Origin of the sequence: Pelosinus fermentans DSM 17108 (assembly GCF_000271485.2) — a bacterium.
Lineage (GTDB): Bacteria > Bacillota > Negativicutes > DSM-13327 > DSM-13327 > Pelosinus > Pelosinus fermentans.
This window is the reverse complement of sequence record NZ_AKVN02000001.1, coordinates 997,021-1,021,498: the sequence shown is the minus strand read 5'-3', so window position 1 is coordinate 1,021,498 and position 24,478 is coordinate 997,021. Positions and strand designations below refer to the sequence as shown.

Genomic DNA, 24,478 nt, shown 5'->3' with positions numbered 1-24,478 from the left:
AACCATAACAATTATGGTTCTGACTTATTTATAATCCTAATTTGCTGTATAAATGGGCTCTAAAGAGGCGCAGGCGAAACTCCCACAAGCCATATTTGGGCTGAGGCATATTAATCCGCTTTAATGCATAGGAATCGGTCTTTGCATCATTTAATCCAGCAAGGCCGGAGCAAGCGCCTCGGTATCCCGTTTCTTTTAATATTTGCTGAGCACCTGGGGAAAACTGCCCATAGGGATAGGCAAAAAATTGAATAGGTGTACCAATGTGCCTTTCCAAAGCTACTTTTGATTCCGCCGCTTCCCGCCGCTGTTCTGCAGCATTAATTTCATTCATCCCCACATGGGACATGGTGTGGGAGCCTATTTCAGTGTGCCTTTCATGCATGTAGGCTACCTGCTGCCAGGACAAATAGTCTGTTGTACCAATTAAGCTTGGTACAACAAAGACGGTGGCTGACATGCCGTACTGTTCCATAATCGGCAGGGCAGTCAGATAATTGTCTGCATATCCATCATCAAAGGTAATCACAATGGGCTTTTCCGGTAAGACGGTCTTTCCACTATAAGAATTAAATAAGTCTTCTAGAGAAATAGCATGGTATCCATTTTCCTTTAAGTATTTCATTTGTTCTTCAAACTGACTGGCTGTCACGCTGTAAATTTCCTCATCCACTTCGCCTACCTGGTGGTAAGCTAAGATCGGTACAGCATTCGTGGGCCAAAACAGCCAGCCTAAAGTTGCTAACATAAAAAGGACACCACATGCCAAAAATTTATTCATGTTCCAACTCCATAGCAATCTGTTCTATTTTTCGCAGCCGGTGGTTCATGCCCGATTTTCCTACCCTGCCATCCATAGCATCTACCAGTTCCTGCAAGGTAGCTTCCGGGTGGGCAAGCCGCAGCTTAGCAACGACAAGCAGAGACGGGGGCAGTTTATCAAGACCTTTTTGCCGGGCAATGAGTTCAATACATCTTACTTGGCGCACCGCTGCATTCACCGTTTTCTGTAAGTTAGCCGTTTCACAATTTACCAGCCGGTTGACTTGATTGCGCATGCCTTTTACTACCCGAACATTTTCAAAGGTCAAAAGAGCATTATGAGCACCAATCAGCCGCAGGAAATCAATAATGGCATCACCATCTTTTAAATAAACAATATAATCATTTTTACGCTCTGTCATTCCCACAGGTAAGGAAAAAAACTTCATCAAACGCACGAGGGCTTTAGCAAAGTCTAAATTACCTGTAACCAATTCCAGATGATAATCCCCTTCTGGCTTGTTTACAGAGCCACCGCCTAAAAAAGCACCTCGCAAATAGGATCGGCGACAGCAGGATTTTCGCAAAATACCACTATCACTGCTAACATTCAAATTTTCGCCCCGCATAATCCCTAAAGCTGCTAACAACTCCGTCACCACGGGTGATGGCACGACTTTGATCAAATAGGAATTGTTTTTCTTTAAACGACGGCCACGGGTAACAACCACTTCTGTTTTTAAATGAAAGCCACTTTTAATCAAGGTAAGAGCTTTACGCGCTACGGCAGCATTTTCCGTAGTAAAATTAATACCAAGATTACTATTGCCGCCAATTAACATGGTACCGCCCATACGAATCAGAGAGGCCAGCTCTGCCATATTGCAGCACTCTTGTTCCTCTACGATCCGAGCCAATTCATTTCTTACTTCAGCAGAATAAGAAGCCAATCTCCTTCACCCCCGTCAAGCTGCTTTGCCTTAACGCCGCAAAACTCAGCGCTCCGTTTTCTTAAGATCCTTGATACTTTCCGCAATTAAATAATAATCCAATAATCGCATACGCTCCGAGTTAGTCTTAAGCTTATAGATCATGGAAACAATGGTTCGAGACAATTTAAGAGGGTCATGCCGCACTAAATTCGTCTCATTAATTACATCTGCCTGGGTCACTTTGATCCCCATTGCTTCCACTTTCTCTGCATCGTTTTTTACAGGATAGGCCCCTTGATCCGCATACTTTTGCTGCAATTCTTCTGCTACATTCTGATTATTGATCACAACATAATCAATGACTCCAGGGCCTACATGGTCTAAGATCGCCTGCACATGCTCTGACGCGCTATAGCCGTCTGTTTCTCCCGGCTGGGTCATTACATTGCAGATATAGATTTTGACAGCCTGGCTTTTCCGCAGCGTATCCGCCACTCCCCGCACCAACAGATTCGGAAGAATGCTGGTATATAAGCTGCCAGGTCCTAAAATAATGGCATCTGCATCTCGTATGGCTTCCAGCGAGCTTTCCACAGGCATGGTTTCTTCCGGCTGCAAATACACTCTTGCAATCCGTTTGTTGACAAGAGGAATCTGAGACTCGCCTTCCACGATACTGCCATCCGTCATTTTAGCCCATAATCGTACAGTTTGGGTCGATGCCGGCAATACTCGGCCCCGCACCGCTAAAACCTTACTGGATTCCTTTAAAGCCTGCTCTACATCTCCCAGAACTTCTGTCATCGCAGCGATGAATAAGTTGCCGAAATTGTGTCCTGCCAGGCCCCCTGTACCGCCAAACCGGTGTTGAAAAAGTTTTTCCATCAGTGGCTCAGTATCTGCTAATGCCACCAAGCAGTTGCGCAAATCCCCTGGAGGAATCATACCCAAATCTTCCCGCAATCGTCCTGAAGAGCCGCCATCATCGGCAACGGTAACGATTGCTGTAATATTACTGGTTACACTCTTTATACCCCGCAGAAGCACGGATAAGCCCGTACCGCCGCCAATAACCGTCACTGCTGGTCCCCGATTGAGCTTACGCTTCTGAAAAATAAGCTCGATCAAGCGCTCAGACCCATCGGGAATGAGTACGCTGATCACCGAAGCAATAATCTGCTTCGTAGCCAGTGTCATCAGAATTAAGCCGCCTGTAATAATAAAGATCCCTACAATGGTTGTAACCGTATAATAATACCTGCCTGTCGTCAGGTACACCATTCTGAAAATTGTCTCTTCAAAATTGCCTACATATTTATAATTAAATACGATAGCAAGCCCCATACTGGCTATGATAACGCCCATAGAAAATAATAACAGCCACCGTTTCACCTTGATGCCCGGGTACATCCACTTTAAAAAGTGCATATATATTACACCTCAATTTCTATCTCACCACTATTACTCGCCGCTTTTTCAGCAATGTATCTTCATCTACACTAGGTTACCCCTCAACAGGCGTTTCTAACACATTGTGCTTAATATCCCGATGATCTACATTTACTTTATAGCCTTTGTTCTTTAAACCTTCGTAGATTTTGCCAGCGACAAATACAGAGCGATGCATGCCGCCAGTGCAACCAATAGCAATGATAAGCTGACTTTTTCCTTCTTTGATGTAATTAGGCACTAAAAAGTCTACAAAACCGGAAACATGTTCCATAAACTGCTGGGTAATCGGCCATTTCCAAATATAGTCGCCCACTTCCGCTACCGCTCCGCTTTTGCGGCGCAAAGACTCGACATAAAAAGGATTGGGCAAAAAGCGTACGTCAAAAACCATATCTGCATCTAAAGGAATGCCATATTTAAATCCAAAAGAGACAATGGTAATATTCATACGCTGCTGTTCATGTTCACTGGTAAAGAGGCTCGTAATTTTTTCCCTGAGCTTGGCAGTGCTTAATTCCGAGGTATCGATAATCTGCGTAGCCCGTCCTCTTACATGGTCAATCTTTTCTCGTTCACGGCTAATCCCTTCTATAATACGGCCATGGGGTGCCATAGGGTGCCGACGCCGGGTTTCCTTATAACGCCGGATTAGGGTTTCATCCGAAGCTTCTAAGAAAAGCATTTCATAACGATATCCCTGCTTTTCTAAATCTTCTAAGGCTTGTATTAGGGTATCAAAAAACTCTCGCCCGCGAATATCCACTACTAAACCGACTTTATTTACCCGCCCTGCCGATTGGGTACAAAGTTCGGCAAATTTAGGAATCAGCATAGGAGGCAAATTATCCACACAAAAATATCCCAGATCTTCCATGGTTCTCACCACCTGAGTCTTACCTGCACCTGACATGCCCGTGATAATCACCAAACGAACATCGTCCATAATCTACACCTCCAAGTCACTAATTCACGCTGCTTTTTCTGTTAGAACGACGGTTTAAATGGCGCAGCACACTTTCAACCGATGTATTGATCACTAAATCAGAGGAAATATCATATTTCTCCAATATTTCAATAGCCTGACTAAAATCTCCTATGGCCAGGGCAAAATGGCTGTCTGTCCCCAGGATAATTTTCGCCCCATACTGTTTTGACAGGGCAGCAATCTTTTCACAATAGGGTTTGCTTCCTATCCGAGATACCTTAAGAGAGCTATTATTAATCTCTAAGGCAACATCATATTCTACAGCCGCTTTTACAATTGTCTCAGCATCCACCAAATATTCCGGATTACCTGGATGAACAATCGCATCCACCCAAGGATTTTTCATAGCATTGACCATCATTTGGGTATTTTCAGCGACAGAACCATTGGGGGAGCAAACAGTATGCAAACCAGCTAATACAATCTCGAGGCTGGTGAGCCGATCCTCTGCCAAATCTAAATTACCTTCGTGATCAATCACATTCGCCTCTACCCCTTTTAGAATGCGAACACCAAATAATTCAGACGGTACTGCCTTTAAATTTCCAAAGTGATAGGCATGGGGGCCTCCTGGCATATCTGGACCGTGGTCCGTAATTGCAATCATTTCAAGACCTTTTTCTGCTGCTACGGTCACATTTTCCAATATCGTACTATAGGCATGACCGCTTGCTACCGTATGAATATGTAAATCAGCGACAATTTTCATACTCTCGCCCTCCTTATTACCTATATTATCTTTCAATTATATGGCAAATCCTCTAAAAAAGCAAAAAGAGTGCATCACATTTATGCACTCTTTAAGAATTATAAGCTTAGGGGGAACGTTGAACTCAGAGGACACAGAGTTCGCAGAGAGCACAGAGGTTTTTTACCCTATTTATCTTTTCTCAGTGTTCTCTGTGCCTCTGTGGTTCGGTTTACTTTATTATTTTAAAGGACGCGAAGCGTTTTCTTATATTTATATCATAACTGCAGCTACATCTCTGGCATCATATTGCAGCGGTTCATCTTCTGTAATTTCTCTTATGGACAGGTAAATGATATCCAGCATATGCTCAATTTCGGTGATTGTACTTGCCAAAGGCGGCATAAATACTACTACGCTGCCAATGGGGCGAATGATTAAACCATGTTCACGGGCTTTTTTGCAGACCTTAGCCCCAACCGCCATTTCCCAAGGGAAGGGAATCTTTTCTTGAGGATTTTCCACGAGCTCGATGCCAATCATTAAACCCCGCTGACGGATATCCCCTACATGTTTCAACGTAAAGCCAGCTAGTTTATTGCGAGCTGCTTCTATTTTCCCTTGAAGATTCTCCAGCACTTTCTCTTCCCGAAATATTTTTAAATTGGCCAGCCCTGCGGCACAGCATAACGGATTTCCTGTGTAAGAATGTCCATGGTAAAAGGTCCGCTGCTGCGCATAATCTCCTAAGAAGGCATTATAAATTTCATCTGTCATAAAAGTGGCCGCCAAGGGTAAATATCCTCCTGTGATGCCTTTTGCTACCATCATAAAATCAGGGGATACCTCTTCATTATCGCACGCAAACATTTTACCGGTACGTCCAAAGCCCGTCGCGACTTCATCCACCAGCAGCAGTACATTATATTTTTCGGTTATCTCTCGCAGCCGCTTCAAATAGCCAGGGGGCTGAGTCAGCATACCTGCTGCTGCCTGAACCAAAGGCTCCACAATAATGGCGGCAATTTCCTCATGTCCTTCTTCCAGTATTTTCTCAACTTCCTTGCTACAGGCCATACCGCACAGTTCAGTCCCGGAAGATAATTTGCAATGATAACAGCAGGGAGCCGGAGCCTGGATGGTTTCAAACAAGAGAGCCGAAAAAATGCGATGAAATAAATCAATGCCTCCCACGCTGACGGTACCAACCGTATCACCATGATACGCATTGGCTAAGGTAATAAACTTTTGTTTTTTAGGCTTACCTTTTAGCTGCCAATATTGAAATGCCATTTTAATTCCAATCTCTACAGCTGTAGAACCATCATCAGAGTAAAACAGCTTTTTTAACCCCTGGGGTACAACTGCCATTAATTCTTCTGCAAGCTGGGCTGCTGGCACATTCACCAAGCCTAACATGGTAGTATGAGCGACTTTCCCCAATTGCTCAATAATCGCCTGATCAATGACAGGGTGACGATGTCCATGAAGATTGACCCATAAAGAAGATACACCATCATAATAGCGATTCCCCTGGTCATCAATGAGCTTGATACCTTCCGCTGCTTCAATCACCATCTGAGGCTGTGCCACCCATTCCTGCATTTGCGTGAACGGATGCCAGATATATTCTTTATCCTTTTCTTCTATACTGCTCATAACTCTTTCCTCCCCCTTATTACTTCGATAATTGCATCCATCTGTAAATGTTCTTCCGCTAACTGCGCTAAACCTGCGGTTTCCCCCTTAGGTACACTGATCCCAGGAGCATAAGGGAACTTGCCCAAAATAGGTAATCCCGTCATTTCTTTTATATACTCTTCATTAGAGGTTTCTAAAATGCCCACTTTGTCCTGATTCCAGCCATTTATAATAATTCCAACCATATGTAACCCGCGGCTGCGTCCATATTCGACTGTCAATACCGTATGATTTATGGTTCCAAGATTGGGCCTGGCAACCACAATGATTGGCAGTGCTAATTCAGCCATCAAATCAGTCACTGTGTAGTTTTTCCATAATGGAGCAACGATCCCTCCTACGCCTTCTACAATAACGGGGTTATGAAGCTGGGTTAACTGCTGAAAGGAGGTAATAAAATCCTGTATATTGATTGTTACGCCACTAATAGCAGCTGCTACGGCAGGAGTCAGTGCAGGAGCCAAACATACAGGGTTCACCAATCGCCTTTCCTCTGGCTCAATACCTGCTGCCTGCATCAAAAAAGCAGCATCTTCTGCCATAAGGTTTCCCATTCGATCCGCTACGCCGCCGGAAGCCACCGGCTTCATAACGCCCACATCACAGCCCCGCCCTCTAAGCGCTGCGGCAATGGCCCCTGTAATCACAGTCTTGCCAACCTCTGTATCCGTTGCTGTAATAAATAAACCGGCCATATTCTCACCTCTTTACATCTTTTTTGCGACTTCACCATAAAAAAAATATTTTGAAACGCGAAGACGCAAAGCCGCTTACGCGGACACGAAGAACACAAAGGGGAGAAATAGCACTTCTCTGTGTTCTCTGCGGATCTCTGTGCCCTCTGCGTTTAACACTCTCCTTAAAAAACTTTCCTAGGTTATTAACTTCACTTTCCTACTCACTGCAATGATGCTTTCCACCGCTTGGGCTAATTCTTTCCTGTCATGGGCAGCGGATATTGTCAGGCGCAATCGGCTGCTGCCAGGGGGTACTGTCGGCGGGCGGATGGCTGATACGAGTAAGCCTTCTTCTTTTAATAACTCAACCATTTTTATCGCAAGAGCTGCTTCTCCTACCATAATCGGCAGTATAGGAGTCATATTTCCTTCTACAGGTACGTCGGCAGCGGTTAGTGCCTCTCGTACATATTGAGCATTCTGTAATACAGTCTCAACCAGCTCCGGGTGATTCTGCAGCTCCAGCAATGCCCCATGAGCCGCCCCTACTGTCGCTGGCGATAAAGCAGTAGAGAAAATAAAACTGCGGGCTTTATTCATCAGGTATGCAATCAGCGCTTGGCTGCCAGCCACATAACCACCTTCGGATGCCAGCGACTTGCTCAGTGTTCCCATTTGAATATCGACCTTTCCCTGCAAACCAAAATGATCCACCGTACCGCAGCCCCCATTCCCTAGGACCCCTACTGCATGGGCATCATCCACCATAACCATAGCCCCATAGATTTCTCCTAAGGCAGCAATATCATCCAGAGGTGCAATATCACCATCCATACTGAATACCCCGTCAGTGACAATGAGACGCCGGTCTGAGCAAGGCGTATTTTTTAGTTTCTCTGCCAAATCATCCATATCCCCATGACGATATACCACCCTATGAGCTTTAGACAAACAGCAGCCATCAATGATGCTGGCATGATTGAGTGCATCGCTGAAGATTACATCACCCTTACCAGATAAAGCACTAATCACTCCTACATTGGCCATATAACCTGTATTAAAAACTACAGCAGCTTCCGTCTTCTTAAAGGCTGCCAGTCCTTGTTCCAGCTTTTGATATAGGGGATGACTCCCCGTTGTCAGCCTGGCCCCTCCTGATCCTGTGCCATACTGACAAATAGCATCTACAGCAGCCTGCTGTACAGCAGTAGAATGAGTTAATCCTAAATAATTATTCGTCGATAATGATAAATAGGTTTTGCCTTCCAGCTCTACGTGAACCGCATCTGAAAATCGGTAGCTCACTGGCTTTCGGTATAAATTTTGCTCCTGAACCTTTAAAAGATATGTTTTACAAAATTCCATATTATACCTTGTCCTTTATAGTATTACAAGCACTGGCTGGTGTTGTAAATAATTCTCCAAAAGGGATCTATCCGCAGCAGGATTTACAAAAAAGATTCGCCCGCCCACAGAATTTCCTAAGGGTTTGCAATGAGGAATGCGAATGTATCCTTTAGCAGAAGCAACATATCCCATTGTATATTCAGGATCATCAGACCAGCAAAGTTCAGCTACTACACCAGGACCAGCAGCTACTTTACTTGCCAGCACCAGCGCTTCTTGCACATGCAGATTGTGAATCCCCTGCTTTACCAGTCTTTCAATCAATGCTTCTTCGTTTTCAATATCCATACGAGATACCCGAATGCCTCTGTCTTCTGTATCATCAAGACGCCGACCCGTAACAGCACATAACAGCATGGCTCCACGCATACTGTCAGCTAAAGACGACAAACTTAAGATCCCCTGCTTTGCCCCACTGGGCGTTACCCCGGCTGCAACTAATGCATGTTCTGCTGCCTTATGCCCTTCCTCTCTCGTAAGGGAGGAAGAAGGATAAACAGGCAGCAAAGGTACCTGTTGTATCCTGCTAGGCTGTACTGTTTCTATCGTAATATTAATAAAATCAGCCTGTCCCCGACTGTGAGTAAAGGCTCTTTCCAGCATTCCAGCAGCCGTCTGCTCTACTTTATCATAAGGAACAATCCGCTCTGCACCAGAAATATGACGCCCGCCCTCTTCATGCCGTCCTCCCTGGGCCGCCCGCATTCTAACGCTGTACACCACTTTGTACCACCCTTTCGGTCTGCAGCTTCACTTTCTTTAATAATAAGGTAAGAGGCCAGGCAGTCAGTGCTGTATAAATCATACCTGGCACTGCCGCCAGCAAAAGAGGTATTGCTCCCTTACCCAATATTCCTCCAAGAGCCAGGCGAGCCACGCTGGATCCTAATGGTCCTGCCAGCACTAACACAGGCCATGATGTCCCTAAACCAGTCACACAAATGCCTACGACTAAACGAAAAATCATGGCAATCCCCACATTCAGCAAATTCTGGGTACCCAATATAAGTCCAATGAGACTCGATAATATACCTGCGGTTATGTACTTAGTGAAACCAAAGACCCCACAGATCGCTACCGCCAAAGGAGCTGATAATTGAAACTCTGTACCTGGAATGAAGCCAGGCAGCTTAATCGCACCAGAAACGGTAATCAAAGTAGTCAGCAGCGCAGTCTCCGTCAATCTTCGAGTGTTGTACATGCTGGAATCCTCCTTTTGTTAACTAATAATATTTTTAGGTTAACGTATTGGTTAAATAAAAAAGCTTTTTGAACCGCGAAGGCACGAAGCCAGTGAAGTTCTGTTAGCAGGCAATATTTCTCGCTTTTTGTCATTGCGAACAAAGTGAAGCAATCTCTTAACCCAGAGGGGATTGCTTCGCGCTGCTCGCAATGACAACTCGATGTTGCTTTATTCTGTTACCCACATTGGTAAACCAAATATTCAATAAAGGTTAACAATATAATCATACACTTCTTGCTGCAAAATGTAAATTCTTTTGCAGCAAAAATTTGCGGATAAGAAAAATGCTACGCGTCCTTTAAAACATAGAAAGTAAAGCGAACCGCAGAGGCGCAGAGAACACTGAGAAAAAATAGAGACTATCTTTACGATAGCCTCCATTTTTTCTATTTTACCATTTGGCTCGCACATAGGCTTCGGGCCATTGTACTTCTTCCTGCAGAACATGAGCAGCCTGCAAAGGCCAATAAGGATTTCGCAGCAATTCTCTGCCTGTGTACACTAAGTCAATACCAGCCTTAAGCATTTGCAGAACTTGAGCAGGCTCTGTAATGAGTCCTCCTGCCAATACAGGCAGCTGGGTTTTCTCTTTAATCGTAAGTGCCATGGCAACCTGATATCCAGCATAGGCACGTGGCATTGCCGATATAACAGCACCAGAGCTTACATTGACTACATCAATACCATGATGTTTCACCAGGTTTAGCATAGCAGCAATAAGTTCCGGTGTGTTTCCTTCTGGATGGTAGTCATCTGCCGATACCCGAACAATGATTGGCATTTCCCCTGGGATGACCTGTTTGACAGCAAGCAGAACCTCATCTAAGAAACGCACTCTCTTTTCCAGGCTTCCTCCATACTCATCAGTACGAGTATTGGTTAGCGGTGATAAAAATTCATTGATCAAATATCCATGAGCAGCATGAATTTCAAGAATATCAAAACCAGCAGCAACTGCCCGCCTTGCTCCCTGGGCAAACTTTTGAACGACTTCTTTGATTTCCTGCAAGGTCAACGCTTTAGGCAGGGCGTATTCTTCGCTAAAAGCAATCGCGGAAGGTGCTACGGGTGTGCTGTTAACAACGCCGCTCTTTCTGCCTGCATGAGCCAGTTGAATACCGATTTTTCCCCCTTGGGCATGAACCTGATCAACCACCTTTTTAAGACCTGGGATATGAGCATCATCCCAAATACCTAAATCCTGATTGGAAATACGTCCACGGGGTTCAATACCAGTAGCTTCTACAATAATCAGCCCCACTTGCCCTGCGGCCCGTGTGGCATAATGAATAACATGCCAGTCCGTCACCATGCCATCATCTGCCGCACTGTACATACACATGGGCGGCATGACAATCCGATTCTTTAAGGTCAGGTTCTTAATAGAAATAGGAGTAAATAACATATATATCATCCTTTCATCTATTATTTATAAGGTTATACATCAATACTAAGTATTGAAAATTATACCAAATCATGCCTTGATTCTATACTATAGATTACTATTTTACAAGTACATACTTTTTAGTATTATAGTTACCAAAATCATACTTTAATAATGCATGTATCTCTGATTGTTAAGTAATAAAAAACTTCGCTCTTATTTTCCCTAAGAACGAAGTTTTTTATTACTTTAATACATATTTTTCAATGGCCTCGGCTACGCCGTGGGCATTGTGATGACCAGTAACAGCTTGGGCAACTGCTTTTATTTTATCAGTTGCATTTCCCATAGCTACACCGAAACCAGCATATTCAAGCATTGGAATGTCATTATTCGAATCACCAATCGCCATTACTTCTCCACGGGTGATATTCAGGCTCTGTGCCAGCAATTCTAACCCATGTCCTTTATTGACGCTGGGATGCATCATTTCTAAATAATTCGATTTAGAAGAAGCGGCATAGATATCTCCAGCAAACTCATTATTAATTTTCTTTTGTATCTCAATTATTTCATGGGGTTCAGCTATGGCCAGCATTTTAGTAGGCTCATGCCGCATGGAATAAAACGTATCACCAATAGGAACTGCCGAAATACCCGCTATCGACTCATAAAGCTTCGCCTTTTCATTGCGTTCTACTACATATAATTCATCATTTATATGTGATTGCAGATACCAGCCCTTTTCATGAAAAAATTCTACAATTTTTCCGGCTACTTCTGGAGAAATGGTCTTATGGAATAACATTTCCTTGGTAAAAGCAGACCGAATCATACCACCATTATAAGTGATAATCGGTGTTCGTATAGCAAGCTCTTGGGCAAAAGGCACTGCTGAGCTGAACATTCTGCCTGTAGCGATTGTTACAAGAACTCCTTGCTCATAAGCCTTCTGAATCGCTTCACAAGTTCGCGGGGAAACTTTTAGAGTTCCATCCAGCAATGTGTCATCCATATCTACTGCCACTAATTTAATTATCATGCAATAACCTCCGCTATCTCGTTATCGGTCCTTGATTACTTTCGATAAAGTACAACTGCAAAGGGTCATTAAGCAAACACCTGTCACAGGTGCGGCCATGCTGTAAATTTGATAACCCGGTAAGGTTTTCATTACTAACATAGGAGTCAATATATTCATAAAAAAAGTCAATCCACCTAAAGTGAGCCAATTGAAGGGTTTCGTTTTTAACGCAAGCAAGGGTCTCACAGCACTATTGGCTAATCCAATAACTACAGCACCCAGTAATGCACCGCCTAAGGTATCAACGAAGATCCCAGGTAATTTTATGATAAGCAAAAACAATAATACAGCATTTAAAATCATACGCAGCAGAAAACCGCACACGCCTTGACCCTCCTCATCATCTATGAATCATTAAATAACACTGTCTTTTATTATATACCGTAGGACAAATTATTGACAATATTTTTTTCATATAATCAAATCGTTCATTGTGTATCAAGACTTCTTAACCCCCCCTGATTCTACAATGCAACCTTACGATTCAGCAATACCACTTTCCAGCATCAACAACGCTTGTTTTAATTCCACTCCCCCGCCAAATCCTGTCAGGCTGCCGTTAGCTCCGATCACTCGGTGACAGGGTACTACAATTGGTACACGATTGATATGTAACGCTCCCCCTACTGCCCGCACAGCTTTAGGATTGTCTATTTCTTTGGCTAGTGTTCCATAGGAAATGGTTTGCCCATAGGGAATCGTTGCAGTATAAGTAAGTACAGCTTTTTGAAAAGAAGTATAACCATGCCAATCAATGGGTACACCAAAATCAACAACAAAGCCCCGCCAATACATATTTAACTCTTTTCTCAATTGCTCTGACCACAACTCTACATCTGCTGAAGTAGTACTCTTTATTTCTTGAGGTTTAATTTTAAAAGGAAAATCAAGCTGCCACAGTCCTATATCTGTCCAGACAGCGTTCATGTAACCCCAATCCGTATCTAGTATTGTATGCATTTGTTGCATCATTACACATCCTTCTTGTAAATAAATTCTATTGTAACTAACAGACACACAAAAAATAAAGCAGCTTTTTATCTTTTCGGCTGACAGCACATAGAATCCTTCTATTTTAAATCTGCTTCATTTCAGTTGCTAAAACGGAAAATACCCCCTCTGCTTATTTCATTGCTGAAATTTGCAGAGGGGGTATTTTTTGTATGCTTGTCTTCTATTTTATTATTATACTACTTTCAGATCCACTAATACTGCATTCATTTTACGAACAGCTTCAGCGCTCTTATTGAATTTTTCTTGTTCTTCTGCATTTAATTTATAATCAACAATTTTTTCCCAACCATTTTTGCCGATTACAACTGGAACGCCTAAGCAGATGTCTTTTTGTCCATATTCGCCGTCTAAAGCCACGCAACATGGATATACTTTCTTCTCATCACGAACGATTGCTTCAACTAGTAAAGCACCTGCAGCGCCAGGAGCATACCAAGCGGAAGTACCTAATAAACCAGTTAACGTAGCACCGCCAACCATTGTATCAGCAGCTACTTTTTCCAACGTTGCTGCATCTAATAATTCAGCAGCAGGAATACCCATATATGTAGCAAAGCGAGTTAAAGGAATCATTGTAGTATCGCCATGACCACCAACTACTACACCGTGAATGTCAGTAGCAGGAACATTCATAGCTTGGCTCAAATAACATTTGAAGCGAGAGCTATCCAAAATACCGCCCATACCAATGATGCGATTTTTAGGCAGACCGCTTGCTTTTAATGCAAGATATGTCATTGTATCCATTGGATTACTAATGATTACAAAGATAGCCTTAGGGGAATATTTTAAAATATTATCAACTACACCTTTAACAATACCTGCATTGGTGCCGATCAAGTCTTCACGCGTCATACCAGGTTTGCGAGGAATACCAGAGGTGATTACAACTACATCGGAATCTGCAGTTTTACTATAGTCACTGGTACTACCAGTAACCCTAGTATCAAAACCAAGCAAGGTTGCAGTTTGCATCATATCCAATGCTTTACCTTCAGAAACCCCTTCCTTGATATCCAATAATACCAATTCGCTTGCTAATTCTCTTTGTGCAATTACGTTTGCGCAGGTTGCGCCTACATTACCAGCACCAACAACTGTAATTTTCATCCTGACATCATCCTCCTAAAGTTTGTACATTCTTTTGCTTTTAGTATGTGTTAACCCTACTAACAATTATAACTCTCTTCTCATAGGTTTGTATAGAGCTCAAGTGAATTAAATTACATACTATTACAAAAATAATACAATATTGTGAAACTAGATAAAGAAATAAAATAGTAAGAAAAACGATTTGTCAGATAATAGAATACCAATGCATTCTTTAAAACCGATAAAAGAATCGAACCACAAAGGACACGAAGGACACAAAGGGTTTGATTTATATACTATAAAAAAACCCTTCTACAATTGTAGAAGGGCTGATTTGTTGTTTGGATATTAACGACCGCTGTTTTTGCTGAAGCAATCGCGGCAATATACAGGACGATCGCTGCTTGGACGGAAAGGCACTTGTGTTTCTACACCGCAAGCTGCACAGGTTACATCATGCATTTCGCGTTGTGGACGAGCGCCACCACGGTTAAAGCTGCTACCGCCATTATTTCTTTGTTTACGAGCTGCACGACATTGTGGGCAACGACCAGGCTCGTTAGTGAAGCCTTTTTCGTTATAGAATTCTTGTTCTGAAGCTGAGAACACGAATTCTGCGCCACATTCGCGGCATGCTAAAGTTTTGTCTTGAACCATTGTAATAGTCCCCCTCAAATTTTCTGGCCCAAAATGGTATAGGGTTCACTACTGTCCTTACCAAAAACCTACTTGAGAAGGATATATAATGGAATCTCACTAGACCTATGTACTTGGGCTCTATTATAAGTATACTATTATTTTTTTAAAAGTAAAGTTTTTTCTATAAAATTTTCTCTATTTTTTTATATTATTTCCTTTTTTTGATAAATATTGGGAGTTATATTTTAATAGTATGCATGAAGCAGAAAAAAGCTGTACATACTATTTTTGATTACAATAACCTAAAATTTCTATAGGAGGCTAATTTACATGACGATCCTAGACAAAGTAAGTTCAGAGACTCGTGGTATCTTCAACATGTTTTTTGACAAAGAACCTCTTAACTATTTAGAAGCAGCTGGATTATATGGAATCATTGCCCAAGGCCGCTATAATGTCGCTGCCCTTGAGGTTCTTTATAATCATGCCCAAGATCGTGATTTAAAAGCATTAATTAAGGAAGCAATTGACAGACAAAGCAAAGTGATTATCGAGCATTCCGAAGATCTGCTCCAAGAAAGCGGTGGTCGAATCCCAACTTTGTCCTTCAGTCAACGCACTTTGCACAAAGACTCTTTAAACATTCCCACAGATGCTCATCTAACGGATGGCGAAGTTGCCATCGCTGTCGGCACCATGGGTAAAGCCGCGCAAATGGCCTTATTAGCCGCCCTGCACCAATCTTACCAAGTAGAAGTCGCATTAATGTATCGCAGAATGCTGGATGCTGGTCTCGAGTGGGATTATCGTCTATTGCAGCTTATGTTACAACGCGGCTGGCTTCCCAGACTGGCTAAAATCGAACATTAAACAATCGAACCACAAAGACGCAAAGGACACAAAGGATTCTACTTATAACTTACTTTGTGTGCCGCACCAGCGGCATTGCGCCTTTGTGGTTCATATATTTTATATTTTTTCACTTAAAACTTATACATTCTAGAACAAAAAACCTCCCAGAAATGCTGGAAGGTTTTTTATTATATTCGTTTTCTTATTATGCTTGTTTTTCGAATTGGTCTTTGCCAACTCCACACAATGGACAGACCCAGTCCTCGGGGATATCTTCAAATTTAGTGCCAGGGGCGATACCGCTATCTGGATCACCAGCTTCTTCATCATATTCATAGCCACAAACTACACAAACCCATTTTTCCATATTTAATCGCTCCTTTTTCTTGTAAATTTAGTTAATCTGTTATCATTTTACCATATTTATAAAAATTAGCAACTACTATCCATTATCCATGTGTCATTTACCACCTGCGGCTGGAACCGCCGCCTCCGCCAGAGCCGCCGCCAAAACCGCCACCGCCTCCTCCGCCGCCACCGCGTCGGGATAAAACGGACAACAGCATATAGGTTATGGCTCCGCCAAAGAATAGCCAATCCATCATCAGCAGTAGAATAACCCCAACAGCAATCGCAATTTTTGCCCACCAAGGAAGTGTATCCCACCCTCCTTCTTGCGTGGCAGCTTGTGCCCGCTGTACAGGTTTTGCATCGGTTTTAAGTTCGAGATTATATTCTTTTGCAACTTCCGTGGCAACCGTCAGATAGCCATTTAAAATGCCTTTATCATAATCTCCCTGTTGAAAATAAGGAATCATATAATTATCTTGAATGCGCCCAGTCTTAGCATCTGGCAATGCACCTTCCAGGCCATAGCCAACTTCAATACGGGACTGTTTATCGTCTACTGCTACTAAAATAAGAACTCCATTATTAAGGGTTTTATCACCCACACCCCACTGCCTGAGAACTTCTAAGGAATACTCTTCCAAAGGTGCTCCTTCTAGTGTTTTGGTGGTCATAACCACAATCTGGGCCTTTGTTTTAGCAGCAAGCTGGCTTCCTAAGCTATTGATCCGGGACTTTGTTTCTGGACTTACTACACCAGCATAATCCTGAATGTAAATGCTATTCGTAGGAGCTGGCGGTACTTGCGGCTGTGCCCAGGCTACTGCAGCGATCAACAGATATGCCACAAACACAATCCAGGCTAGCCTCTTTTTCATATTCTTCCCTCGCTTATACGGATAATACATAGGAAGAAAACTAGACTCTTCCTTCTAAAATTAGAGAACGTTTAAACGCGAAGACGCAAAGCCGCTATCGCGGAACGAAGGATACAAAGAGGACTATTTTAACCGCAGAGGCGCAGAGAACGCTGAGGGGATTACTCTGTGGTTCTCTGTGTGCTCTGTGTTAAATCGTCTCTCTTTATTTAAAACTTCACTTGCGGTACTTGCTGTGCGCCTTCTGCTGCTTTGAAGTATTCTTTTGCTCCAAAGCCTAACATTCCTGCATAGATATTGGATGGGAACGTACGGATTTTTGAGTTGTATATCTGCACTGCATCATTGTAATCTTTACGTGCTACTGCAATGCGATTTTCAGTACCAGCCAATTCATCAGCCAGCTGTCTAAAGTTCTGATCCGCTTTAAGGTTCGGATAGTTTTCTGCGATGACTAATAATCTGGAAAGTGCACCGCCTAATTCATTATTTGCTTCTGCTTTAGCAGCAACCCCTTGACTTCCGGCAAGTTTTGCTCTTGCATCTGCCACTGCCTTAATGGCTGCTTGTTCATGCTGAGCATATCCTGATACAGTCGCATTTAAATTCGGAATTAAATCGGCCCGACGCTGCAGCTGATTTTCTACCTGGCTCCACTTGCCATTTATTGCTTCGTCCATATTAACTAAACCATTATAGCCAGAGAATGCGCCTATCACCAGCACAGCAACCAGAGCAAGCACAATCCATACTGTTTTGTTCATATCATTGAGTCCTCCTTAACATTATGTTACTTACATTCTATCCAACTTTACAGGAAATGAACAGCACAATTTTTTCCAACTACTAATGCCCTTGCTGGCGGAAAAAATTATATACGGCTTGTGCCGCTGGAAAAGTCATAGTGCTTACTGCTGCCATTTCCTCAACCGTAGCTGCTTTCATTTTAGCTAAACTGCCAAAATGATCCCATAATGCTTTACGCCGTTTCCCGCCAATCCCTGCAACATGATCAAGAACTGACACCATATTTCGCTTGGATCGGAGCTTTCGGTGATAGGTTACAGCAAAGCGATGAGCTTCATCCCGAATCCGTTGAATCAGATATAAAGCTTGTGAATGCCGGGGCAAAATCAAAGGCTCACTATCACCTTCACGGAAAATATGCTCAAATTCTTTTGCCAGGCCAATAACAGGAACCTGCAGCCAGCCAGCACCGCGGATGATTTCTAAAGCAGAACTTAATTGTCCTTTACCACCATCAATGATGATTAAATCAGGAGGCGGCTGCCCTCCTTGGGCATACCGTCTGCTTACTACCTCCTGCATGGATTTAAAATCATCTGGTTTTCCTTCCACTGTCAACAATTTATAACGACGATACTCTTCTTTCTTCGGCATACCACTTTCAAAGACCACCATCGATGCTACCGTCTCTGATCCTTGAATATGGGAAATATCAAAACACTCCATGCGTTCTGGCGGACCATCTAATCCTAAGTATCTTCCCAGGTCAGCTAACGCTCCTTCTGTTTGCTCAGAATGCGCCTTTATCTTTCCTTCTTGCTCTTGAAGCACCAGGGCTGCATTGCCATCTGCCATGGTGACAATATCTTTTTTCGTACCTCGTTTGGGTGTTTCCACAGCCACCCGACTGCCCTTTAACTGGCTTAACCATTCCCCTAATAAGGACTGCTCTTCAATGTTCATCGGCAATAAGATTTCTTTCGGAATAAATGTACTTTGGCTATAATACTGCTTGAGAAAAGCGGCTAGAACTGCCTCATCCTCTTCCTGGTCACTGCCTGCTAACAAGAAATGATCCCGCCCTACCATCTTTCCGCTTCTGATAAAAAATACCTGAGCGCAAGTTCCCAGGGCAGAGCGAGCTAAACCAATGGCATCCTGATCCCCTGCCCCTGTAACAATATTTTGTTTTTCCCTGACTTTTTCCACGGCAGCCAATTGATCCCTGAGCTTTGCTGCTTGTTCAAAGGCCAGTTCTTCGGCTGCAGCCTCCATTTTCTTTTTCAGGCTTTGCACTACAGTATCACTGCGGCCTTCCAGCAGCAGACAAACTTCTTTTATCATACCTTGATACGTTGCCGCATCTACAAAGCCAGCACAAGGCGCTAAGCATCGCTTAATATGATATTCTAAACAGGGACGTCTGGCATCTAATATTCTGCAGCTGCGCAAAGGAAATAATTTACGCATTAACTTGATGGTTTCATGAACCGCTCCTGCACTGGTGTAGGGACCAAAATAGCGGGCACCATCTTTTTGTACTCTTCGGGTAGCATATAAACGAGGAAATTCTTCATTCATCGTTACCTTTATATAAGGATAGGTTTTGTCATCACGCAAACTAATATTATACTTTGGACGATGTTTTTTAATTAAATTGCATTCTAAGATTAAAGCCTCAATTTCCGATGCTGTAACGATATATTCCAGATTGACAATCCGCGATACCATGGACTGCACTTTCGGGGAATGATTGCGGCTGGATTGAAAATAAGAGCGTACACGGTTCTTCAGTACTACGGCTTTGCCTACATAAATAATACGCTCCTGGGCATCCTTCATTAAGTAAACACCTGGCTGATCCGGCAAATGGCTTAACTTCTCGATTAATTCATCATTCATATTGCTAAAAATACTCCTTTGGAAAATAATATCTCATTGCCAAAAGACTATAAGTATGAGATAATTGTAACATACTTTTAGTACCAGCTAATAATCTTTTTTAAAGGTTCAATGTATACATGCAATAAACTCATTGTCGACTTAAATGTTATATACTATAATTAAGTCCATTAACGTTCAAACTATTTCTCTTGATATTTGCAAATGGGAGGTCGCTATTAATGTTCAAAAGAATACTCATCGCCAATCGTGGTGAAATTGCCGTTAGAATCATTCGAGCCTGTCAGGAACTAGATATTGAAACAGTCGCTGTATATTCAGATGTTGATGCCGAAGCCCTACATGTCCAACTGGCCGACTATGCGTATAATATCGGACCTGCAGATGCAATGAAAAGTTACCTAAATATGGATGCGATCATTATGGCCGCTAAAGCTTCAAAATCAGAAGCCATTCATCCAGGATACGGCTTTTTGTCAGAGAATGCTGATTTTGCTGAGAAAGTTACGAAAGCAGGCTTGATCTTTATCGGACCTAGTGCCGAAATCATCCGCCAGGTGGGAAATAAAGATGCAGCTCGTGCGGCTATGAAGGCAGCTGGTCTGCCTATGACAATAGGTAGTGAACCGATTGTCAATAATGAACATGCCTGTAATTTAGCCGGTGAAATTGGCTATCCAGTCATTTTAAAACCAGTATCTGGCGGCGGCGGCAAATCGATGTATGTTGCCAACAACCAATTAGAACTGATCAGTGCCTTAAACAAGGTTGATGTAACACGCAGCCCGTTTTACCTGGAAACTTATATTTCTGAAGCACGACACATAGAAGTACAAATCATGGCGGATACCTATGGCAATGTCCTTCACGTAGGTGAACGGGAATGTTCCATACAGCGCCGCAATCAAAAGGTACTCGAAGAATCCCCATCCAGTGCCTTAACCCCTGAAATGCGTACCACCGTTGGAGCAATGGCTATCCGTGCCGCCAAAAGCATTTATTATACCAATGTAGGAACAGTAGAATTCTTATTGGACGTGAAAACAGGCAAGTTCTATTTCATGGAAATTAATCCTCGTATTCAAGTAGAACATGCTGTAACAGAAATGGTTACAGGTATTGATTTAGTCCGCCGACAAATCCGGATTGCTGCAGGTGAACCTTTAAACAAAAAGCAAGAAGACATTTTGTTTATCGGTCATGCCATTGAATGCCGTATTAACGCCGAAGATCCAGAACAGTGTTTTATTCCTTCCCCTGGTCACATTGACTTTTACCATGAAGCAGGCGGCCCAAGGGTTCGAGTAGACAGCGGTGTATGCGCTGGTATGACAGTGCAGCCCCATTATGATTCCATGGTTGCAAAAGTCATTGCCCATGGACGCACCAGAGGGGATGCCATTAAAATTATGCGCAGAGCCTTGGCGGAATACCGCATTTCTGGTATTAAAACCAATATTAGTTTTCAACAGGAAATCTTAAATAACCCTCATTTCTGCAGCGGCAATATTGATACTCAATTTGTTTACAAACGTATGACTCCCATTCAAGAAGCAGAATGTGAAATTGACAATGAAAATAAAAAATACTATTCCCAAGGGTAGGCAATATGCCTACTCTTTTTTTATTTGAAAAATTAAAATAAAACAATTGAAACGCGAAGACACGAAGAATAACTAACTTTTCTTTTGTCATTGCGAACGGAGTGAAGCAATCTCTTAACAAGTAAAGGATTGCTTCGCTATGCTCGCAATGACAAATTTCGTAATATTCATTACCTTCGCATCTTCGCGTTTCAAAAAGTTTTTGCTTTTCCTCGTAAAAACGAGCGTTTTTTTCTTACACCTTACTCCCGTATTCCTCTTTCCAGAATTGGCGCTAGAAATTGTCCTGTGTAGGAAGCCTTGACCTTTACGATGTCTTCCGGAGTTCCTTTGGCAACAATGGTACCACCGCGGCTGCCGCCTTCTGGTCCTAGGTCAATTACATAATCCGCAGTCTTAATGACATCCAGATTATGCTCAATCACTACAACGGTGTCTCCTCCATCGACCAAACGCTGCAGCACGATAAGCAGACGGTGAATATCAGCCGTATGCAGACCGGTAGTAGGCTCATCAAGAATATAGAGCGTCTTACCTGTACTGCGTCTTGCCAATTCCGTTGCCAATTTAATCCGCTGGGCTTCTCCTCCAGAAAGAGTCGTAGCAGGTTGTCCTAATTTAATATATCCTAAACCAACGTCCTGCAGAATTTGCAGTTTACGCTGAAGTTTAGGCAGGTTTTGGAAGAATTCTACTCCTTCGTCCACTACCATATCCAGAACCTGAGAAATACTCTTCCCTTTATAACGAACCTCTAGGGTTTCCCGATTATAGCGAGCCCCTTTACACACTTCACAAGGAACATATACGTCAGGTAAAAAATGCATTTCGATCTTAATAATCCCATCACCGCGGCAGGCCTCGCATCGTCCGCCTTTTACATTAAAGCTGAAACGTCCAGGCTTATATCCCCGCATTTTTGCTTCCTGGGTTTGGCTGAATACTTCGCGAATAACATCAAACAAGCCTGTGTACGTAGCTGGATTGGAGCGAGGGGTACGACCGATGGGCGACTGATCGATCTCAATAATTTTATCAATATATTCTACACCACGAATATCATCATGAGCACCAGGCCGAGTCTTTGTACCTCGATATACCCGTCCTGCCAGCCCTTTGTATAAAATCTCATTTACCAGAGTACTCTTGCCTGAGCCAGATACACCTGTCACAGCAGTAAACACACCTAAAGGAAATTTTACTGTTAATTTTTTCAGATTGTTTTCTTTCGCTCCCACTACTTCCAGCCATTTTCCATTGGGTTTACGCCGCACAGCAGGTACCGGGATATACTTGCTCCCCTTCAAATACTGACCTGTGATGGACTCTGGGCAAGCCTTGATCTCTTCTACGGTTCCTTGAACTACCACTTGTCCGCCATGAGCGCCAGCAGCCGGACCAATATCAATAATGTGATCGGCTTCATACATGGTATCTTCATCATGCTCAACTACCAGCAGGCTATTGCCTACATCCCGTAAATGCTTTAAGGTCGTTAACAGACGGTTGTTATCCCGCTGATGCAAGCCAATGCTTGGTTCATCCAGTATATACAGTACCCCTACCAGCCCGGAGCCAATCTGAGTAGCCAGCCGTATGCGCTGGGCTTCTCCCCCTGATAAGGTTCCTGCGGCCCGGCTGAGAGTCAAATAATCTAATCCCACATTCAGCAAAAATCCCAAACGAGCGTGAATCTCTTTTAGAATTTGGTGAGCAATGGCTTTCTCCCTATTTGTTAAATCTAAATTAGAAAAGAAATCCTGGGTTTCTGCAATGGTTCCCGCCGTTACCTCATAGATATTTTTACCGCCAACCTTAACCGACAAGGTTTCGGGCTTTAATCTGGCTCCCTTACACGTGGGGCAGGGTTTAGAACTCATATATTCTTCAATATCTTCCCGGGACCAATCAGATACCGTTTCCCGGTACCGACGATTTAATAACGGGATCACACCTTCAAAAACAGCGTGATAGGTTTTTGTTTCCCCATACATGTTATCATATTCAAAATCAAACTGTTCTACACCTGAACCTGTCATAATAATTTCTTGCACTTGTGAAGATAAGTTTTCCCAGGTGTCATGTAAAGAGTAATTATATTTATCCAGTACTGCTTCTAACTGGCACATAAAATAGGAATTTATGTTTTTACTCAAAGGAGTGATGGCGCCATCAATAAGAGCCTTGCTAGTATCAGGGACAATTAAAGAGCGGTCCACTTCCATATTGTTTCCTAAGCCGGTACAATCCGGGCACGCACCAAAAGGGCTATTGAAGGAAAACATCCGGGGAGCAATTTCAGGCAGACTAATACCGCATTCGATACAAGCAAAATTCTGGCTGAAGATTCGTTCCTGATCTCCTACGACATCCACATTTACCACGCCTTCTCCCAAGGTGAGAGCTGTCTCCAGAGAATCCGCCAGCCGCTGATTGATTCCTTCTCGCAGGACAATCCGATCTACTACCACTTCGATGGTGTGCTTTTTATTTTTTTCTAACTTGATTTCATCTGCCACATCACGAATTTCCCCATCAACTCGTACCCGGACATATCCATTCTTACGAATATCTTCCAGCACTTTTTGATGTTCGCCTTTTTTTCCTCGTATGACTCCGGCAATAAGCATCAGACGAGTCCCCTCAGGCAAAGCCACCAACTGATCAACCATCTGTTCGATGGTTTGCTGGGTAATGGGCTTACCGCATTTCGGACAATGAGGACGGCCTGCTCTGGCAAACAGCAGACGCAAATAGTCATAGATTTCTGTTACTGTCCCAACTGTGGAACGAGGATTACGGCTGGTTGTTTTCTGATCAATGGAAATGGCAGGAGACAGCCCCTCAATATAATCCACATCCGGCTTGTCCATCTGCCCCAAAAACTGACGGGCATAAGCAGACAAGGATTCCACATAACGCCGCTGCCCTTCCGCATAAATGGTATCAAAGGCCAAAGAAGACTTACCTGACCCGCTTAACCCTGTAATGACAACCAGCTCATTACGGGGAATCTCAATATCAATATTTTTCAAATTGTGCTGCCTTGCACCCTTAATAACAATCTTTTCTTTCATTGGTATATTC

The 24,478-nt window shown here is 43.0% G+C and carries 23 protein-coding genes; 2 read left to right on the top strand and 21 right to left on the bottom strand.

Annotated features, from left to right (window positions below; translation table 11 throughout):
- Positions 1-28: 28 nt before the first annotated feature.
- The 16 genes from FR7_RS04705 to FR7_RS04630 form a co-directional block, all read right to left on the bottom strand.
- Positions 29-781: a polysaccharide deacetylase family protein gene (locus FR7_RS04705; RefSeq protein ID WP_007930348.1), complete on the bottom strand. Its 753-nt coding sequence runs from the start codon at positions 779-781 to the stop codon at positions 29-31.
- Positions 774-1,712, bottom strand: a complete 939-nt coding sequence (gene whiA, locus FR7_RS04700) for a DNA-binding protein WhiA (protein ID WP_007930347.1) — start codon at positions 1,710-1,712, stop codon at positions 774-776. The genes FR7_RS04705 and whiA overlap by 8 nt, the downstream gene beginning before the upstream one ends.
- A gap of 45 nt (positions 1,713-1,757) precedes the next feature.
- A complete protein-coding gene (locus tag FR7_RS04695) occupies positions 1,758-3,122 on the bottom strand; it encodes a gluconeogenesis factor YvcK family protein (RefSeq protein WP_007930345.1) in 1,365 nt (454 codons plus the stop codon).
- A 76-nt stretch (positions 3,123-3,198) separates the two neighbouring features.
- Positions 3,199-4,089, bottom strand: a complete 891-nt coding sequence (gene rapZ, locus FR7_RS04690) for an RNase adapter RapZ (protein ID WP_007930343.1) — start codon at positions 4,087-4,089, stop codon at positions 3,199-3,201.
- A gap of 19 nt (positions 4,090-4,108) precedes the next feature.
- Complete coding sequence (locus FR7_RS04685) at positions 4,109-4,840, bottom strand: phosphatase (protein WP_007952348.1); 732 nt, start codon at positions 4,838-4,840, stop codon at positions 4,109-4,111.
- A gap of 252 nt (positions 4,841-5,092) precedes the next feature.
- Positions 5,093-6,478: an adenosylmethionine--8-amino-7-oxononanoate transaminase gene (gene bioA, locus FR7_RS04680; RefSeq protein ID WP_007930340.1), complete on the bottom strand. Its 1,386-nt coding sequence runs from the start codon at positions 6,476-6,478 to the stop codon at positions 5,093-5,095.
- Positions 6,475-7,215: a dethiobiotin synthase gene (gene bioD / locus FR7_RS04675; RefSeq protein WP_007930339.1), complete on the bottom strand. Its 741-nt coding sequence runs from the start codon at positions 7,213-7,215 to the stop codon at positions 6,475-6,477. The genes bioA and bioD overlap by 4 nt, the downstream gene beginning before the upstream one ends.
- A 177-nt stretch (positions 7,216-7,392) precedes the next feature.
- Positions 7,393-8,562, bottom strand: coding sequence for an 8-amino-7-oxononanoate synthase (gene bioF, locus FR7_RS04670; protein WP_007930334.1), 1,170 nt, complete (start codon positions 8,560-8,562; stop codon positions 7,393-7,395).
- Between the two features lie 15 nt (positions 8,563-8,577).
- The gene (locus FR7_RS04665; RefSeq protein ID WP_007930331.1) at positions 8,578-9,327 is read right to left on the bottom strand and encodes a 6-carboxyhexanoate--CoA ligase; all 750 of its coding nucleotides are present in this window, start codon (positions 9,325-9,327) and stop codon (positions 8,578-8,580) included.
- Positions 9,311-9,805 (bottom strand): hypothetical protein, encoded by a 495-nt coding sequence (locus FR7_RS04660; RefSeq protein ID WP_007930329.1) that lies wholly within the window; start codon positions 9,803-9,805, stop codon positions 9,311-9,313. Before FR7_RS04660 ends, FR7_RS04665 begins: the two co-directional genes overlap by 17 nt.
- A 433-nt stretch (positions 9,806-10,238) precedes the next feature.
- Positions 10,239-11,252 carry an NADPH dehydrogenase NamA gene (gene namA, locus FR7_RS04655; RefSeq protein WP_007930327.1) on the bottom strand — a complete coding sequence of 338 codons (1,014 nt, stop codon included), beginning with the start codon at positions 11,250-11,252 and terminating at the stop codon, positions 10,239-10,241.
- Between the two features lie 223 nt (positions 11,253-11,475).
- Entirely contained in the window at positions 11,476-12,273 is a 798-nt protein-coding gene (locus FR7_RS04650) for a Cof-type HAD-IIB family hydrolase (RefSeq protein WP_007930326.1), read from the bottom strand.
- A 21-nt stretch (positions 12,274-12,294) separates the two neighbouring features.
- The gene (locus tag FR7_RS04645) at positions 12,295-12,639 is read right to left on the bottom strand and encodes a phage holin family protein (RefSeq protein ID WP_007930324.1); all 345 of its coding nucleotides are present in this window, start codon (positions 12,637-12,639) and stop codon (positions 12,295-12,297) included.
- A gap of 153 nt (positions 12,640-12,792) precedes the next feature.
- Complete coding sequence (locus FR7_RS04640; RefSeq protein ID WP_007930322.1) at positions 12,793-13,374, bottom strand: methylated-DNA--[protein]-cysteine S-methyltransferase; 582 nt, start codon at positions 13,372-13,374, stop codon at positions 12,793-12,795.
- 126 nt (positions 13,375-13,500) lie between these two features.
- Positions 13,501-14,439 (bottom strand): malate dehydrogenase, encoded by a 939-nt coding sequence (gene mdh, locus FR7_RS04635; protein ID WP_007930321.1) that lies wholly within the window; start codon positions 14,437-14,439, stop codon positions 13,501-13,503.
- 330 nt (positions 14,440-14,769) lie between these two features.
- On the bottom strand, positions 14,770-15,078 hold the full coding sequence (locus tag FR7_RS04630; protein WP_007930319.1) for a zinc-ribbon domain containing protein: 309 nt from the start codon (positions 15,076-15,078) through the stop codon (positions 14,770-14,772).
- 312 nt (positions 15,079-15,390) lie between these two features.
- Between FR7_RS04630 and FR7_RS04625 the strand changes: the two genes are divergently transcribed.
- Positions 15,391-15,930, top strand: coding sequence for a DUF3231 family protein (locus FR7_RS04625; RefSeq protein WP_007930317.1), 540 nt, complete (start codon positions 15,391-15,393; stop codon positions 15,928-15,930).
- A 187-nt stretch (positions 15,931-16,117) separates the two neighbouring features.
- Here the strand turns inward: FR7_RS04625 and rd are convergent, their stop codons facing one another.
- From rd to uvrC, 4 genes are all read right to left on the bottom strand, one after another.
- Positions 16,118-16,279, bottom strand: coding sequence for a rubredoxin (gene rd, locus FR7_RS04620; protein WP_007930315.1), 162 nt, complete (start codon positions 16,277-16,279; stop codon positions 16,118-16,120).
- Between the two features lie 97 nt (positions 16,280-16,376).
- Positions 16,377-17,138 carry a TPM domain-containing protein gene (locus FR7_RS04615; protein WP_007930312.1) on the bottom strand — a complete coding sequence of 254 codons (762 nt, stop codon included), beginning with the start codon at positions 17,136-17,138 and terminating at the stop codon, positions 16,377-16,379.
- A gap of 209 nt (positions 17,139-17,347) precedes the next feature.
- Complete coding sequence (locus FR7_RS04610; RefSeq protein WP_007930310.1) at positions 17,348-17,902, bottom strand: LemA family protein; 555 nt, start codon at positions 17,900-17,902, stop codon at positions 17,348-17,350.
- 82 nt (positions 17,903-17,984) lie between these two features.
- Positions 17,985-19,787 carry an excinuclease ABC subunit UvrC gene (gene uvrC / locus FR7_RS04605; RefSeq protein WP_007930307.1) on the bottom strand — a complete coding sequence of 601 codons (1,803 nt, stop codon included), beginning with the start codon at positions 19,785-19,787 and terminating at the stop codon, positions 17,985-17,987.
- A 221-nt stretch (positions 19,788-20,008) separates the two neighbouring features.
- On the opposite strand from uvrC, the gene FR7_RS04600 reads away from it, so the two are divergent.
- The gene (locus FR7_RS04600; RefSeq protein ID WP_007952345.1) at positions 20,009-21,391 is read left to right on the top strand and encodes an acetyl-CoA carboxylase biotin carboxylase subunit; all 1,383 of its coding nucleotides are present in this window, start codon (positions 20,009-20,011) and stop codon (positions 21,389-21,391) included.
- Between the two features lie 242 nt (positions 21,392-21,633).
- Here the strand turns inward: FR7_RS04600 and uvrA are convergent, their stop codons facing one another.
- Positions 21,634-24,468, bottom strand: a complete 2,835-nt coding sequence (gene uvrA, locus FR7_RS04595; RefSeq protein ID WP_007930301.1) for an excinuclease ABC subunit UvrA — start codon at positions 24,466-24,468, stop codon at positions 21,634-21,636.
- Between the last annotated feature and the right edge of the window lie 10 nt (positions 24,469-24,478).